We start from the raw sequence: 15,618 nt of genomic DNA, 5'->3' as shown, positions 1-15,618 counted from the left end.
TTTGCAACCATGAAAAAGAATATTAAATTGTCAGGAAATAACCCAAAGCGTTCTTATTTCCTACCTATAGCTTCCTTAACTTTCTCGGTTGCTATGTTCTTGTTGGTAGGTCGCGCCGTAGCTAATAACGCCGTTCTGCGTTCCATCTTTTCCTGCCAAGCACAAGGTTTAGGAGGACTTGTACCTACGGTTGATGTCTGGTATCAACAAGGAACAAACTTAAGTTTTATCCCAGCTGGAGAAATAATTAAAAAAGTTTGGTTAAATGACCCATCACAGGTAACTATGGATTTTGATGGGCCAGTATGTATGCAGTTTGGTCAAGAAGCTAATAGTAGTTCAGGAGATTGTAAAAACTCCTCAGCAAATGTAATTCAACTCAGACGAATTCAAAAACTGGATATACCTGGACTTCCTCCCACTAGCAATACACTTTTAACAGTTGTTACCGAAGCGCAAGGTAAAAACAAGTTGTATACTTTTCGAGTGATATATAAAACAGATAATCCTGAATATCACACCTTAGCAATTTTTCCCGATCCTTCTGGACAGGAAGGAGCTTGTTCGAGAGTTTTACAATAAAGTTCTAGTAAAATTACACCAATTTGAAAAATGATTGCGACAGATGGAAAACTGAAACACTTATCCAATGGATGTTTCACAATCCAAAATCTAAAATCGTTCGACTGAGCGTAGCCGTACCCCTCCGGGGAAGCAAGCTACGCGTAGCGTTCCGCAGGAAAGTCTAAAATCCAAAATGGTATTACCCGATAGCCACATAAATTTCCCTTCGAGAAAAAGCTTTGATGCCTACGTATGTCTGCATTGTGGCCGATCGCAAGCCTTGCTATAATTCCCTCACTATAAAAAACGGTTAGGGAGGATTTAAGTCTTTAGGTAGTTTTCTTTCTTTACGTAGCACGGTTAAGATAAAGCATGGATTACTACTGTAGTGCAATCAATTGAAAAACGTAATAACATTAACAGATTTAACTGACTCAGGCGTTTTTAGCCTACATCTTTATAAATCTTCAGACAAAAACTAACCACAAATTCCAAAACCGTGTAAATATAAAGAAAAGCTTAAGAGGTTACAGACTCATGGTGACAGCGAAAATGATGCAACAGCTTTGGGCTGTAATCGAGTCTACCCAGGTCAACACCCTACTCCAGTTTGACGATGCTGCTTTAGTACAATTGCTTCTCCAGCAGTTAAAAGCCAAGCAGGGGCTTGATGCTCAGTCAGATAGTACTCTCAATACCTATATAAAATCTAAACTGCCCCTAATTCGTGATACGGCTGAAGGTCGATTATCTTTAGGGCAAGGCGGCAATCATTAGTCCGAAAAATCAAATTATTGCTCGCTGCCAAGCATACGCTCAGAGTTCAAACAGTGGAATATTATGAATAACTGGCTAGTAATTGCCCTAGTAGCTTATCTAATTGGAGCAGCGATTGAAGGGGTGAGTACAGCCAGTCAGCTATCTCATTCAATGCCAGAATTAGCTAAACAGACACAAGCTCATCCTTCAGAGTCTGACACTCGATCTAGTTCAAGTTGGCGAGTTGTGGCCGCCATCGCCTCAGTCACTATTTGTGGAGCTTTTTTGTGGCCTTGCCGCCTTTTTCACCGTTTAATTAAAGGCAATGTTCGTTCCTAAGCCTAAAACATTAATACTGGAAGAAGCTCACCTCTTCTGAGAGAAGAGTTTTCAGTTTGGCTCCCGATTACCTATTTATGCAGTTTGTTCGGGTTCTGTCGCTACAGGTTGCCCAATTTTCGGCTCCGTTCCCGCAAACAGTCGTTCAATATTAGCGCGATGACGCAAAACCACATATAACCCACCAGCAATCCCAAACAGAATATAGGGTAAGGGCTGATGCCAAATTACCATGAAAATGGAAACTGCGATCGCACCTACTATTGAACTTAAAGAAACAATCCGCGATATTGCCACAACGACGGCAAACACACCCGCTGTTGCTAAACCTACCTGCCAACTCATTGCCAACAAAATCCCCAAGCTGATAGCAACGGATTTACCACCAGTAAAGCCTAAAAAAATTGATTTACTATGTCCCAGAATGGCAGCTAACCCAGATATTGTTACTACCCACGGTTGCCACAGTTGTGCATCTACCGTTTGAGGGATATAATTTTTAATTGGTTCAAAGTTGAACAAGCAATAAACTAGAGCGATCGCTAATACTCCCTTTAAGGAATCAAGTACTAAAACCAATGCTCCTGGCCCTTTGCCCAAGGTTCTTAGTACATTAGTTGCACCAGTGGAACCTGAACCAACTGCCCGAATATCAATACCTTTTAACTGTTTCACAGCAATGTAGCCGGTGGGAAAAGAACCCAGCAGGTAAGCTATGACGACAATTGCCCCGCACAGAGTTAACCAAATAGCCATAATACAATTCAAAATTTAAAATGACGCTTGAAGACTCGCTCTAAGCGAAGCCATGCCAAAGGCTTTACGCTGCGCTAACAAAATTCAAAAAAGTCAAGAGTAATATCTCTTGACCAATGACCAATGACTAATGACCAATGACTCATTTAAAAGTCATCATCATAGTTTCTCACTGTTTTGGGGTCAGGAGCAAAGGCTAACCACAGGGGAAATTGCAGCAATGACAAACTGATTTGTTCTTCTGAATCGTCAATGATAATTAAGGGCAGTTGGTTGGCTTTCGTCAATCGCTCTGCTTTTTGAGCGAGAGCGTCAGATGCCTCAAATAATACCACACCCCGGTCTGGGCCGAAATCTGGGCGACCGATTCCGAGACAATCTTGCAAGCCACGCCGCCATTCGCCTAATCGCTCCGGTGTATTAGCTAAGACTAAAGTACGGGCACGATCGCCATACAGCTTGTGTAATATCGAAATTGCAGCTGAGGCAATTAGGATATTCTGCAAGCGGCTACCCATTGTCCGCAAACCACCCCGTCCTCCTTGGGTAAAAAACCAGTTAGAGATTCGTTCAGCATGGATTGGTTCAAAGGTACGGCGTAGTTGCCAGGGCGGGCCGTAATAATCTGGTTTATTGCGGTATTGATCGATTAGGCGGCGAATTTGCTTGGTAGTATCTTGAAACTGCTGTTGGGCAAATTGGGGTATTCCAGGCTGGGATTCAACTGGTTTAGCCTCTTTTACAGCTGGTTTTTCTCGTTCTACCACAGTTGGGGTCAGTTGCAACTGTTCAGCGGCAACAGCCAAATCTTGTAAACTACCTGTGAGATAGTCTTTAAAACCCTGCACCCGAATTGCCAAGTCTTGGGATGTACCAGCAAAAGTGGTTCGCATCTCGTTGCGGATACGTTCTTGACGGCGTTCTAATTGTTCGACAGAAATTTGCAGAGTTTGCTTGCGTTGTTCCAACTGCAAAAGTGACTCTTGTACAATTCGTCCCAGTGAGGTTTGAGTTTCACTCATCTGTGCTTGCAGGTTTTCATAAGAAGCTTGCAGCTTGGCTATTTCTTCCTTAAGAGATGCTTCAGCGCTTTGCAACTCTGCCACTCGCTGCTCTGCTTCTGCATATAATAAATTATTTACCGATCCTATTTCAGACCCCAGCGCCACATTTTCCCCTTCTAACTGCGCTACAAACTCGCCATTTGAATTTTCTGTTAGCTCTACTGTAGAATCTACCACTTCTGCATTGGAAATGAGTGGCTCAAAATTTGTGTAGTCCTCTGATGAGCTAATGGCTTTTGTGTCTACCACTGACTCAACAGATGGATTTACTGGATGTTCAATTGCATTGTTCTCTTCTGGTTTTTCTGCCAACCGCTCATTAATTGGTTCTGGGGTTTGAGATGCCTCTGGGTTCATAAACAATAGTGTAATTCCTATGATGCGAATAAATAGCTTTCAGAAATATTACAATTGACCTGCCATAAAAGTCCTGAGCATGAGTGCTGAGTTCTGAGTCTATATCAAAACGACTCAGCACAGATGGCACTCAGCGCTAAATACGCGGACAACGTTGTTCTAAACAAGTTTTCAAGGTGTTGGGGTCAAATAAAATCGGCAAAAAGTGAATACTTTTAATTTCTTTAAAGTAAAACAAAATGGGGACTCTATTCCAAAAGATCCGCCAGTTTTGCCATTCTTGGTAGGGAAAGCGTCGAATCAATTTTTCGCCTCTGTAAATATCTAAGTCGGTAGCGGTAAATTGCAAACGCAGCGTTAACGCCTGAAACATGAGAAACAAACCAAACAGCGTGAAAACGGAGCCTACCCAAGGTTGTACCAACAATAGTGGAATCGCGGCGATCGCTAACACGATGGGTATATTGTAACTAGGCTTGAGTTCCACAGTTGATGTGGAGTTAGAAGCAAATGAACTGGTCACAGTCTTAAATCCTGCTTTGTTTAGTAGGCATCTCTCCTATTTTAGGAGTCAGGAGTTAGAAGTTAAGAGTTAGAAGTTAAGAGTGAGGAATTTTAACTCATAACTTATAACTCATAACTCCTCACTTCTATAGTCCTATGAATGCACTGCCAGTCCCCTGAAACATTAACCAAGAAAGAAAGAAGTTGCTCACAAATATAATCAGCAAGGCAGTCACAACAGCAGTTGTAGTTGACTGTCCTACACCTTTAGCACCTCCTGTTGTCGTCAACCCCCAACTGCAACCAATTACAGCGATTAAAATCCCAAAACAACACGCCTTAATCATGGCGCTTAAAATATCCCAGATACCAAGAAAATTACGGGCTGAGTCTAGAAATACTGTATCAGACAGGTTGTAGATATTTGTCGCAATGAGGAATCCTCCGAACATCCCCGTTATCAAAGATAGGAGGGTTAAAATTGGTAACATTAAACAGCAAGCAATAACGCGGGGAATAACTAGATAATCGATTGGATCTGTTTTTAACATCAACATGGCATCGATTTGCTCTGAGACTCGCATGGTACCGATTTCTGCTGCAAAGGCAGAACCGACTCGTCCCGCCAAAACCACTGCTGTCAACACAGGAGAGAGTTCTCGTGTCAACGCTATAGAAAGCACTCCGCCGATAATGTTTCCTGCGCCAAAGTTGATAAATTCCCGCGCCACTTGAATGGTAAACACCGCACCAACGAAAATAGCCGTCAATAGGGCAATAAATAAGGAATCTGGCCCAACTGCTGCCATTTGTTCTAAGGTGTTACGCCGATGGATTTTGCCTCTCAATAGGTGAACTAGTACTTGCCCACCCAGAAAAATCGCCGCCAGCAAACGCTGACTCCATTCCCCTAAACTGGATTTGGATGTAGTCTGGTTCAATGTTCTGTAGCTAACTCGGTAACTGCCTTAAGAATAGCGGAAGTCATGGGAATGGGGAATGGGGAATGGGGAATGGGGAAGAGGACAACGGGACAAGGAGGCAAGGGGAAAGACTTGTTGCAATTTCTAAACTTTTCTCCCCTGCTCCCCTGCTCCCCTGCTCCCCTGCTCCCCTGCCCCTCTGCCCCTCTGCCCCTCTACCCTCATCTCCCCACTCCCTCAAGACGGCTGAATATTAACTTAAATTAAAGATGTTCTCAGAAAATGAAGCTGTTCTTAAACGTGCTACAAGGCAATAAATAAGTAGTACACTTGGCTATAACCTCCATTTTACAAGGTTTTTGTAGATTTAAATTGCCTTTTATATCCCCAGCATAGGCTGTAACTGCTACCCGTTTATTTTAATGAAAACTTAAGATTTTTGACAGATTCGCTGCTCTGGGGCGATCGCTCGTATTGTAGAAAATGACAAACCGCTATCTTGCTTTTGTCATCTCTACTCACGGAGTTTGTCTTAAATGACTATTTTTACTAACTTTCTCCGCTCCCTACTACTTACAATCATTTTTAGTTTTGTCGTTCCCATGTTCCTGATTGGCGGCGGATTCCTTTTTCTATCCCTTCTTGGTAACTTCCCTGGCTTACAAGAGTTAACCGAGGCGATCGCTACTGAGATTATGCATTTTCTCGCCACCTTCGGCAGTGGAACTCCCCTACGCGGATTATTTGTAATTAGCTTGACCTTTAGTTTCGTTGGCGCACTGTTTGATATGTTCGTATATTATCGGTATCAAATTTTACGTATAGATTGAGTAGTGAAATCGCTTCATCAGCAGATTATTGGGCTGTAGAAGACAGGAAAAAGTGATATTTCCCAGAGTGAAAGTACTACTAGTCTCAACCTAAATAGAGATTAGTGTTGCTGAATGAATTTGGATTAATTAAATTGAGTGTCGAAGTAATTGATTAAATATTTATATATTCATTAGTTATTAGTTATTAATTACTGACAACTAGTAAACGTGTGCGACCTTAGTAAAACCAGTCCTCAAACATTCAAAAAGCCAGAATAACAAGGCATTGAGAGCTTTTAATTTGGCAAAATAGCTAAAATAGTCTTTCTAAATCATCAGGTTAACGCTAAACTAGAGTTTGGCATTTTATGCTAGCTGTAATCTTTGAGGATTTGATTAGTATTAATCGAGAATATCAAATAAAACTCACTGAAAAATATAAAAATTTCCTTAAAATTATGACGATCGCAATGCCTACTCATCTTTCATAACAGAGGAAAGCAGGTCGTCTGACCGTCGGGGATCTTATATTGAATTTATTACGAGGTATGTTGACAGCTCATGGTTTGGCCGTTTAAGCCCAAGTTTAGAAAACAAATTGCGCGGATTGAAATTACTGGTGCGATCGCCAGTGCTACTCGCAAACGCGTCCTAGAAGCCCTGAAAACTGTAGAAGAAAAAAAGTTTCCGGCATTATTGCTACGTATCGATAGTCCTGGCGGTACAGTCGGAGATTCTCAAGAAATCTACAGTGCCCTGAAGCGTTTGCGCGAGAAAATCAAAATCGTCGCTAGCTTTGGCAATATTTCGGCTTCTGGAGGAGTATACATCGGTGTGGGAGCCGAATACATCGTTGCCAACCCAGGTACGATTACGGGTAGTATTGGTGTGATTTTGCGTGGGAATAACTTGGAACGCTTGCTAGAAAAAATCGGTGTTTCCTTCCAGGTAATTAAGTCTGGCCCTTACAAAGACATTTTGGCTTTCGATCGGCAACTGACCGAACCAGAAGAACACATCCTGCAAGAGTTGATTGACACAAGTTATCAGCAGTTTGTCCAAACGGTAGCTGATGGACGCTCTTTAACGGTAGAAGCTGTGAAAAGTTTCGCCGATGGTCGGATTTTTACTGGACAGCAAGCCCTAGCTTTGGGTGTTGTAGACCGCCTGGGTACAGAAGAAGATGCCCGTCGTTGGACAGCAGAACTGGTTGGTCTCGATCCAGAAAAAACTCTCTGCTATACCCTAGAAGAGCGTAAACCTTTATTGAGTCGCTTTATACCAGGGAGTCGTCAATTTTCATCAGGAATTGGGGCCGGTATTGATTGGCTCGAATTTGAAATGTCTACTAGTGGTTTACCTCTGTGGTTATATCGACCCTAAATATGAGTTAGGAGGAGCCAGTGCGGTCTTGGGGTTTCCCCAAGTGGAGCAACTGGCGTTTATGAGTGAGGAGTTATGAGTTAACAGTCTTAACTTCTCATTCTCAACTCCTAACTCCTCACCTTTGTGTTTTAAGGAGGATTTTGGCGTGGACTGGCAAATGCGGGCTATTCGCGGAGCAACAACCGCTTCAGAAAATACTGTTGAGACAATCCAAGAGGTAGTTACAGAACTACTAAATGAACTGGAAAACCGGAATCAATTCCAGCCCAAGGACATTATTAGTGTGACTTTTTCAGTGACACGCGATTTGGATGCAGTTTTTCCAGCTGCGATCGCCAGAGCGCGTCCTGGTTGGGATAATGTGGCTATGTTGGATGTGCAGCAAATGCACGTCGAAGGCAGCTTACAGCGCTGCATTCGCTTCTTAATCCACGCCTATCTGCCAGCCTCCGCCTCAATTCATCATATTTATTTACGCAACGCCGCTAGCTTGCGTCCCGACTGGAGTTTGCCTCAGACTTTACAAGCATCACAGCAAGCAGTTAAGTCAAAAGTGTAAACTACTTAATATTTTTAAGGTGAAATCCAGTTTTGCAACTGTAAATTAGAAATGCAGCTGTAGTGACGAATATTGTTTGTTACTAAAGTGTAATTTTCTGCAACTGCAACACTAACAATTAGTAAATCAAATTCAGCAATAGTTTGTCCTATTCTACGGAGTTCTGCCTTTAATTCACCATACTTTCTCAGGGCAGGATCGGTTAAAGGTAGAACGGGTAAGTTTTGAATAAATTCTTCTGCACGAGTTAAATTTTCCACTACTCGTTGAGAATTATAAGCATCAAAATACAACTCAGCAACCGTGATATATATACAGCAGGTTGCTTTTGAAGTGAAGTTCAAAATGCAGTACGGGAGCATCAGATATAAAAAGCTTCTGCCTCACTTCTCTACGAGAGGCTGCGCCAACGACTACGCTCTGTTACCACCTGCCTCAAAACCCGTAACTTTTTACTTCATGCAAATGAAAGCTGCTATATGTATATACGCAGTTAGGATGATTATTTATGACTAAATATAGCTCGTTTGGTAGTTTCATTACTTAAGTAAGAAAGCGTAAACATTACTCGTGTAAGATAAATAAGCTGATAATCTCAGCGATTGTATCAAGTAAAATATAGTTCTATTGGATATGCGATCGCATATCTTTTTAAAATGCCAAACTCCACCTTGAAAGATGACTCGTTATGGTTCAAAAATGCAATTATCTACGAACTAGGTGTTCGCACATTTGCTGACAGTAATGGTGATGGTATTGGTGATTTTCCAGGACTGACAGAAAAACTAGACTATTTACAAGATTTAGGTATTACTGCCATTTGGTTGTTACCTTTTTTCCCTTCACCACTCAGAGATGATGGTTACGATATTGCTGATTACACTAGTGTCAATCCTATCTATGGCACATTAGAAGACTTTAAAACGTTTTTGAACGCCGCTCATCAGCGCGGTATTCGTGTAATTATTGAGTTAATTATTAATCATACCTCCGACCAACATCCTTGGTTTCAAAGAGCGCGTCGCGCCCCGAAAGGCAGTCCGGAGCGAGATTTTTATGTTTGGAGTGATACTCCTGAAAAATACCAAGAAGCGCGAATTATCTTCCAAGATTTTGAGACATCTAACTGGGCTTGGGATTCAGTTGCCAAAGCTTATTGCTGGCATCGTTTCTATTCCCATCAGCCGGATTTGAATTATGACAATCCCTTGGTGCGCGAAGCGGTATTTGATGTTCTAGATTTTTGGTTGGAGATGGGTGTAGATGGACTACGCATGGATGCTGTGCCTTATCTCTACGAACGGCAAGGAACGAACTGCGAAAACTTACCCGAAACTCATGCTTATTTGAAAGAGTTGCGATCGCACATCGACACGAAATTTCCTAACCGGATGTTACTAGCTGAGGCGAACCAATGGCCTGAAGATGCAGCTCAATATTACGGTGCAGGGGATGAGTGTCACATGAACTTTCATTTTCCCCTAATGCCGCGTTTGTTTATGGCAGTGCGGATGGAAGATAATTTCCCGATTGTAGATATTCTTCAGCAAACTCCATCGATTCCTGATAACTGTCAGTGGGCATTGTTCCTCCGCAACCATGACGAACTGACTCTAGAAATGGTGACAGATGAAGACCGCGATTTTATGTATGGGGCCTATGCACAAGACCCAATGATGCGGGTAAATTTAGGCATCCGCCGCAGATTAGCGCCGCTTTTGGGTAATGACCGCCGCCAAATTGAGTTACTCAATAGTTTACTATTATCTTTGCCAGGAACCCCCGTACTTTACTACGGTGATGAAATTGGTATGGGAGATAACGTTTATCTAGGCGATCGCAATGGTGTTCGCACACCTATGCAGTGGAGTTCTGACCGCAACGCTGGTTTTAGTCGCGGCAACCCGCAACGCTTGTATCTACCCGTCATCGTTGACTCAGAATATCACTACGAAGCACTCAACGTCGAGGCTCAACGGACTAATACCAATTCTCTCTGGTATTGGATGAAACGTTTAATTGCTACTCGCAAACGGTTTTCGGCATTGGGTGAAGGGCGTTTTGAATTGCTACAGTCTAATAATCGCAAAGTTTTCGCCTTCAGCCGGATTACCTCTGAAGAAGATGTCTTGGTAGTAGCAAATTTATCTCGTTACGTGCAAACGGTGGCATTAGATTTATCAACCTTCAATGGGTTAATACCAATAGAAATTTTTGGTTCCACTGAGTTTCCACCGATTACAGAATCGCCCTATTTCCTCAGCTTAAGTCCTTACGGGTTTTACTGGTTCACCTTACAACGTAAACCTAGCTCAACTCAACCCCCTAAATCCCAAGCAGATTTAGCAACTTTGCTGGTAAATGGTTCATGGCAGAATGTGATTGGGCAACGAGAGTCACAAAACATTCTCCAATCAACACTGCGGGATTACCTCTATACCTGTAGCTGGTTTGGCGGCAAAACTCAGACTGTACAATCAGTACAAATCATTGAAGCGATTTCTTTACCCTATAACCAGCAGATAGCTCAAATTATTTGGTTGCAGGTAGATTATAGCCAGGGAAACCACGAAACTTATCTGTTATTTCTGGCCTATGCAGAAGGTGAGCAAGCAACACATCTTTTGGCAGAAATGCCGCAAGCTGTAATTGCACGGCTTAGGGTGCAAGGCAAAATAGACACAAATTCACCCAATATTCAAGAAGGTGGAATTTTATTTGATGCTTTAGCAGACAAGAACTTTCTCATCTCACTGCTAGATGATGCGATCGCTAATCATCACTCTTATCAAGGAATAACCGGAGAATTATTTAGCACTACTACTGATTCATTCTCCGAATTGCGCCAAGAGTTAACCAATCATGAGCCGATTGTTCTGAATAAAGAAGAACAAACCAATACTTATATAGTTTATGGCGATCGCTTGTTGTTAAAACTCTTCCGCAAAGTCGAAGAGGGTTTGCAGCCAGATTTAGAAATCCGGCGTTTTCTCTACCAGAAAAAACGCTTGCAACACTCAGTTTTCCTAGCTGGTGCTTTAGAGTACCGCCGTGCAAATAAAACAGGCAATAAAACTGCCCTACCCACGACTATAGGCATATTACAAGAGTATATTCTAGATAGCCGTAGTGGCTGGGACTATACCCTTGATAGTTTGCAAAACTACTTTGATTTAGTGACCACAGAACACGCCACTATTACCGAAGTGCCTCTGCCATCAGGTTACTTGTTGGATTTGCAGAGAAGTGAGATTCCAGAATTGGCAATTGCAACGATTACTTCTTACCTGCAAAGTGTTGAACTGTTGGGTAAATCCACAGCTGAATTCCATATAGCGCTGGCTACAAATATAGATAGCTCAGACTTTGCTCCAGAATCTTTTTCATCACTTTATCAACGTTCGATATATCAAAATGCACGTAACTTAACTGGACAAGTATTTCGGTTGTTAAAAGAACGAGTAAAATCCTTGCCAACCGATACTCAACCATTAGCATTAGAAGTTCTTAATAGCCAACAGAAAATCTTAGAACGCTTTCAGTTAGTTGTCGGGCAAAAAATTACTGCATTGCGGACTCGTCATCATGGAAACTACCATTTATCACAAGTATTTTACACAGGAAAAGACTTTATTATTGCTGATTTTGAAGGCAACGCAGATCGCAGTTTAAGCGAACAACGCATAAAGCGATCGCCTCTACAAGATGTAGCAGGAATGTTGCTATCTTTCAACTATGCAGTTAACGATGCTCTGGGCTATCAAAAACAATCTGGGATGATCTTACCTGAAAATTTACCCCTTCTAGAACAATGGGGACAGTTTTGGTATACCTGGGTTAGTACTAGCTTTCTCAATTCTTATTTAGAAACTGCTAGTCAAGAATCCTTCCTGCCAAAGACAACACAAGAACTAGATGTGCTGCTTTTTGCCTATCTTCTAGAGCAAGCGATTGATGCAGTAGGCAATGAACTAAATAATCGCTCCGATCGGGTAGAAATTCCACTCCAATTTATTCTGCGATTACTGAGTGAAACTGCTTAAACAGTTTTTCCTAGTAAGAACAAACTGCAAGAAATAAATAATATTAGGTAGGAGGAAGGAAAGATTTTCACGCTCTATTTTTGATACCTCAATTTTCGACCTTAATCCTTACATTTCCTCTAAGGCAATGAGGCGATCGCATTTCCTTAACTTGTCTTTTTGAGTGCTAAACAACTGAAATCACGGCTATACAAACAAAACCTGCTTTTGCAGGTTTCAAAACATTGAAATCCGCCTTCGCAGACTTTGTTTGTGAGCCAGTGATATCATGTCCGCATAATTAGTTATGCTAACCACAGTCAATACACCCCACTCCCAGTCCCTCCCCGCAAGCGGGGAGGGGAGACAAAGCATAGCTTTGGCGGGGGTGGGGTTCTTCGTGTTTAATAAGTAATCAAGCGGACTTGATATGACTTCTAGTCTGAGGGAGAAAAGATTTTTTTTACGTAGAGACGGGAATGTTGGGTTTCGTTCCTCAACCCAACCTACAACTACAACTTCGTCCCATTGGGAGAAGAGAAATTGCGCGATCGCGGCTGATAATCTAATTTATAATGGCATACAGCCAAATAATCGAGACTAACTAATGTTGAGTGTTTAAAGCAGAGTCCAGTTTTCCAGTTTTAATCCGTTGATGCGTTCATAATGACGAGTATTGTTTGTTACTAAAGTGTAGTTTTCTGCAAGTGCAACACTAGCAATTAGTAAATCAAATTCAGCAATTGTTTGTCCTATTCTACGGAGTTCTGCTTTTAATTCACCATACTTTCTCAGAGCAGGATCGGTTAAAGGTACGACGGGTAAGTTTTGAATGAAGTTTTCTGCACGAGTTAAATTTTCCACTACTCGTTGAGAATTATAAGCACCAAAATATAACTCAGCAACTGTGATGCTAGAAATATAAATTTGCTCCCATCCTATTTCTCTAACTTTATTTCTGACTGAATTAATATCTTTAATCCAATAAATGCAAGTATCAGTATCAAGTAAATAAGTCATAGACTAATGTCATTGTTAGAAATAGTACGGCTATCATAAATGTCTTTGACTATTTCCTCAGCAGTACGTTCATCTTCCCAAGGGCCTAGCCTTTCCATAAATGTGTCTAGTGGATGGGGTTTTGGCTGCTGTTCAGATGAGACAATTATTTCATTAACTATCAATTGATTTGCTTCTGGAACTCCTAATTTTTTAGTTTCCTCTTTAGCTATAACCATGATTTGCATCAAGGTTATAGCCTGACGCAGAACATCACCTTTACTTGTGCCTATTTTATTTGCTAGTTCGTCTAATATCTGATTTAGTTCAGGTGACAAATCTAAGTTTAAGCGAACCATATTTTGAGCGTCAGTCATGGTTCCATCCTTGTGTAAAATCTTAAGTATATTATAATTGGCTAAGGCTGTATCAAGAAATAAAGTCAGGTGTTTCAGCTTTGATGACTCAAGAATACATTTTATAATTACTTTAAAAAGGATTTAATCTAAAGCAATTGTTGATTTTTATCAACTCAAGCTACTTATTATTATTGGTTTGAAGCAGCGAAGATATAGAATTAGATTGTAGCCATACAAATAGTTTTATACTTCCTCTATCATAGTCAGTTGATTTATACTCACCCCTTAAAATTTGTTCTAGAGCTTGACTATTAAACCTTGACTTGTCTTTCATGAGGTCTTCAAACATAGCTAGTGGAAATAGCACACTCTCAACTTCTACATCATCTTCACTAAACCTAATCATCTCAAATCGAAATTTATAACCAGACCATCTGATAGTCGGTAGTCTATCAACTGAATGTTTGGAATTTTCTATTATTCTATTATACTCAAGACTAGGATTTTTCTGATTGTGCATTATCCACCAGTAAACATTGTGTCTAACAAAATGCTTTCCATTGTCGTTAGTACATACTTCTATTTCTATATCATCCACATAAACAAACTGACGAGTCATTATTCTAACTTCACCTTCAGCCATTGGTTCTAATTCCTCCCAAGTTTCAACTTCAACTTTATTTTCATAATTACTATTTAAAGGGTTATTTTTATAAATATTTTCTACTGGAATAGGATCATCTTCTAATGCTTCTAAACCTGATGTATTTTCATCATTCTCTTCTTTTTTATCTAAAATTAATTCTAGCTGTTCCCTACTAAATGCCATAAGTTCTATTCCAGCTAGAGTCCGATGGGTTGAATGTTCCATGAAGTAAACTAAACCATCAAATGGAGATAAATCTATTCTTAAACCGTTGTATTCAGTCTCCCAGAAACCAAATTTACCTGAAGATTTAGGATAAGTTTTGTATTCTTTCCACCTTAGTGAGCTAGCCTTTTTATTAATGTTCTTTAATGCAGTTCTAATACTTCCAGAAAATCCTTTCATCCCATAAACAGGATATACTAAATATATTGTTGGTAGTTCTCCATCTGATATTGGATCAAAGCCAACTATCATAACATTGAGCTTGGCTAGCTGCTGAAGACTTTGCTGTAAAGCAGTTTCGGCTGGAGTTATTTTTCTAATTGGTACTACTACTTTAGACCAATTAAGGGGTGGTTTATATAACTTGATAAACTCATTTTCGAGATTTGATAGATTTTCTATATCACTACTACAAGTTAACCAACTAATACTAAGAGTATTTTTTCGATTAAATCTTTTTAGCTGATTAAATCTATGATGTCCTTTCCATCTTTCAACTAAATTAATAGTTCTACCGATATAAATAATATGTCCTTTACTGTCAAATACAAAGTATATAGCTGAACAATTAGGAAGACGATCTTTATCCAACAAATAAACTGATGGTAATTCAGATATTTTGATGTTTTCTAGCAAAATTAGACACCCATAGATAAAAGATGTATATTTGAAATTCTACTTTATAGAAACATCAAAACCTATATAATAAAAACCGCAAATCTACGCAACTACACGTCAAATTATCTACGTTTCACTGCATACATCTGCGGTTTTAAAATCCTTAATGAACTAATCCGATCGCACTTTTCCTCAAGCCTCCACATTCCCCACGCTTCCAGATAAAAATATCACCCTTCGTCCTAGCTACAAAAATCAAGTTTTGCGACTTGTAAACTAAGTTTCTGACTCGTAAACTAACTTTTGCGACTTCAAAACCAGCTTTTGTGACTTCAAAACCAGCTTTTGCGACTTCAAAACCAGCTTTTGCGACTTCAAAACCAGCTTTTGCGACTTCAAAACTAGCTTTTGTGACTTCAAAACCAGCTTTTGCGACTCCAAAACCAGCTTTTGTGACTCCAAAACTAGCTTTTGTGACTTCAAAACCAGCTTTTGTCAAAGAATTTCAGCAAATCTACTCCCATTTTTCCTGCTTGCTAAGTTCTCTTCAATAAAAAAAACGCAAATATACGCATTCCGACGCAATTTCAGCGTTTCTATACGTATAAATGGGATAAAAGTAGAAGCAATTCCAGCCTTATTTAATGGGCGTTGCTGAATCTAGGGATGAATATCTTACGCAAAGGAAAATCAATAAAATTATCCCCCATTTATGCAACATAATTT

16 protein-coding genes are annotated in these 15,618 nt (G+C 40.4%); 7 read left to right on the top strand and 9 right to left on the bottom strand.

Annotated features, from left to right (window positions below):
* Nucleotides 1-9 precede the first annotated feature (9 nt).
* From V7K84_RS24000 to V7K84_RS23990, 3 genes are all read left to right on the top strand, one after another.
* On the top strand, nucleotides 10-582 hold the full coding sequence (locus tag V7K84_RS24000; RefSeq protein WP_334841715.1) for a hypothetical protein: 573 nt from the start codon (nucleotides 10-12) through the stop codon (nucleotides 580-582).
* Nucleotides 583-1,101: 519 nt separating this feature from the next.
* A complete protein-coding gene (locus tag V7K84_RS23995; RefSeq protein ID WP_292735900.1) occupies nucleotides 1,102-1,341 on the top strand; it encodes a hypothetical protein in 240 nt (79 codons plus the stop codon).
* A gap of 63 nt (nucleotides 1,342-1,404) precedes the next feature.
* Complete coding sequence (locus tag V7K84_RS23990; RefSeq protein WP_334841713.1) at nucleotides 1,405-1,662, top strand: hypothetical protein; 258 nt, start codon at nucleotides 1,405-1,407, stop codon at nucleotides 1,660-1,662.
* Between the two features lie 75 nt (nucleotides 1,663-1,737).
* On the opposite strand, the gene plsY is transcribed toward V7K84_RS23990, so the two are convergent.
* From plsY to V7K84_RS23970, 4 genes are all read right to left on the bottom strand, one after another.
* The gene (gene plsY, locus V7K84_RS23985; protein ID WP_334841711.1) at nucleotides 1,738-2,418 is read right to left on the bottom strand and encodes a glycerol-3-phosphate 1-O-acyltransferase PlsY; all 681 of its coding nucleotides are present in this window, start codon (nucleotides 2,416-2,418) and stop codon (nucleotides 1,738-1,740) included.
* 146 nt (nucleotides 2,419-2,564) lie between these two features.
* Entirely contained in the window at nucleotides 2,565-3,839 is a 1,275-nt protein-coding gene (locus tag V7K84_RS23980; RefSeq protein ID WP_334841710.1) for a DUF3086 domain-containing protein, read from the bottom strand.
* A 136-nt stretch (nucleotides 3,840-3,975) separates the two neighbouring features.
* On the bottom strand, nucleotides 3,976-4,362 hold the full coding sequence (locus V7K84_RS23975; RefSeq protein ID WP_334841709.1) for a DUF3119 family protein: 387 nt from the start codon (nucleotides 4,360-4,362) through the stop codon (nucleotides 3,976-3,978).
* 127 nt (nucleotides 4,363-4,489) lie between these two features.
* The gene (locus V7K84_RS23970) at nucleotides 4,490-5,284 is read right to left on the bottom strand and encodes an MlaE family lipid ABC transporter permease subunit (RefSeq protein WP_334841708.1); all 795 of its coding nucleotides are present in this window, start codon (nucleotides 5,282-5,284) and stop codon (nucleotides 4,490-4,492) included.
* A gap of 518 nt (nucleotides 5,285-5,802) precedes the next feature.
* On the opposite strand from V7K84_RS23970, the gene V7K84_RS23965 reads away from it, so the two are divergent.
* The 3 genes from V7K84_RS23965 (at nucleotide 5,803) to aroH (ending at nucleotide 8,023) form a co-directional block, all read left to right on the top strand.
* Nucleotides 5,803-6,096 (top strand): hypothetical protein, encoded by a 294-nt coding sequence (locus V7K84_RS23965; RefSeq protein WP_334841707.1) that lies wholly within the window; start codon nucleotides 5,803-5,805, stop codon nucleotides 6,094-6,096.
* Between the two features lie 543 nt (nucleotides 6,097-6,639).
* Nucleotides 6,640-7,461: a signal peptide peptidase SppA gene (gene sppA / locus V7K84_RS23960; RefSeq protein ID WP_094350670.1), complete on the top strand. Its 822-nt coding sequence runs from the start codon at nucleotides 6,640-6,642 to the stop codon at nucleotides 7,459-7,461.
* 148 nt (nucleotides 7,462-7,609) lie between these two features.
* Nucleotides 7,610-8,023 carry a chorismate mutase gene (gene aroH / locus V7K84_RS23955; RefSeq protein ID WP_292735923.1) on the top strand — a complete coding sequence of 138 codons (414 nt, stop codon included), beginning with the start codon at nucleotides 7,610-7,612 and terminating at the stop codon, nucleotides 8,021-8,023.
* A 14-nt stretch (nucleotides 8,024-8,037) separates the two neighbouring features.
* Here aroH and V7K84_RS23950 read toward each other — a convergent pair whose 3' ends face one another.
* On the bottom strand, nucleotides 8,038-8,385 hold the full coding sequence (locus V7K84_RS23950) for a PIN domain-containing protein (RefSeq protein ID WP_334841705.1): 348 nt from the start codon (nucleotides 8,383-8,385) through the stop codon (nucleotides 8,038-8,040).
* 294 nt (nucleotides 8,386-8,679) lie between these two features.
* On the opposite strand from V7K84_RS23950, the gene treS reads away from it, so the two are divergent.
* Nucleotides 8,680-12,066 carry a maltose alpha-D-glucosyltransferase gene (gene treS, locus V7K84_RS23945; protein WP_334841850.1) on the top strand — a complete coding sequence of 1,129 codons (3,387 nt, stop codon included), beginning with the start codon at nucleotides 8,680-8,682 and terminating at the stop codon, nucleotides 12,064-12,066.
* A 597-nt stretch (nucleotides 12,067-12,663) separates the two neighbouring features.
* Here the strand turns inward: treS and vapC are convergent.
* From vapC to V7K84_RS23925, 4 genes are all read right to left on the bottom strand, one after another.
* Nucleotides 12,664-13,065, bottom strand: coding sequence for a type II toxin-antitoxin system tRNA(fMet)-specific endonuclease VapC (vapC, locus tag V7K84_RS23940; RefSeq protein WP_334841704.1), 402 nt, complete (start codon nucleotides 13,063-13,065; stop codon nucleotides 12,664-12,666).
* Nucleotides 13,062-13,421: a CopG family transcriptional regulator gene (locus tag V7K84_RS23935; RefSeq protein WP_334841703.1), complete on the bottom strand. Its 360-nt coding sequence runs from the start codon at nucleotides 13,419-13,421 to the stop codon at nucleotides 13,062-13,064. The genes vapC and V7K84_RS23935 overlap by 4 nt, the downstream gene beginning before the upstream one ends.
* A gap of 160 nt (nucleotides 13,422-13,581) precedes the next feature.
* On the bottom strand, nucleotides 13,582-14,910 hold the full coding sequence (locus tag V7K84_RS23930; protein ID WP_334841701.1) for a GIY-YIG nuclease family protein: 1,329 nt from the start codon (nucleotides 14,908-14,910) through the stop codon (nucleotides 13,582-13,584).
* A gap of 145 nt (nucleotides 14,911-15,055) precedes the next feature.
* The gene (locus V7K84_RS23925) at nucleotides 15,056-15,391 is read right to left on the bottom strand and encodes a hypothetical protein (RefSeq protein ID WP_334841699.1); all 336 of its coding nucleotides are present in this window, start codon (nucleotides 15,389-15,391) and stop codon (nucleotides 15,056-15,058) included.
* Nucleotides 15,392-15,618: the final 227 nt, after the last annotated feature.

Source organism: Nostoc sp., assembly GCF_036917315.1.
Classification (GTDB): Bacteria; Cyanobacteriota; Cyanobacteriia; order Cyanobacteriales; family Nostocaceae; genus Nostoc.
This window is presented reverse-complemented; position numbering and strand designations above follow the sequence as displayed.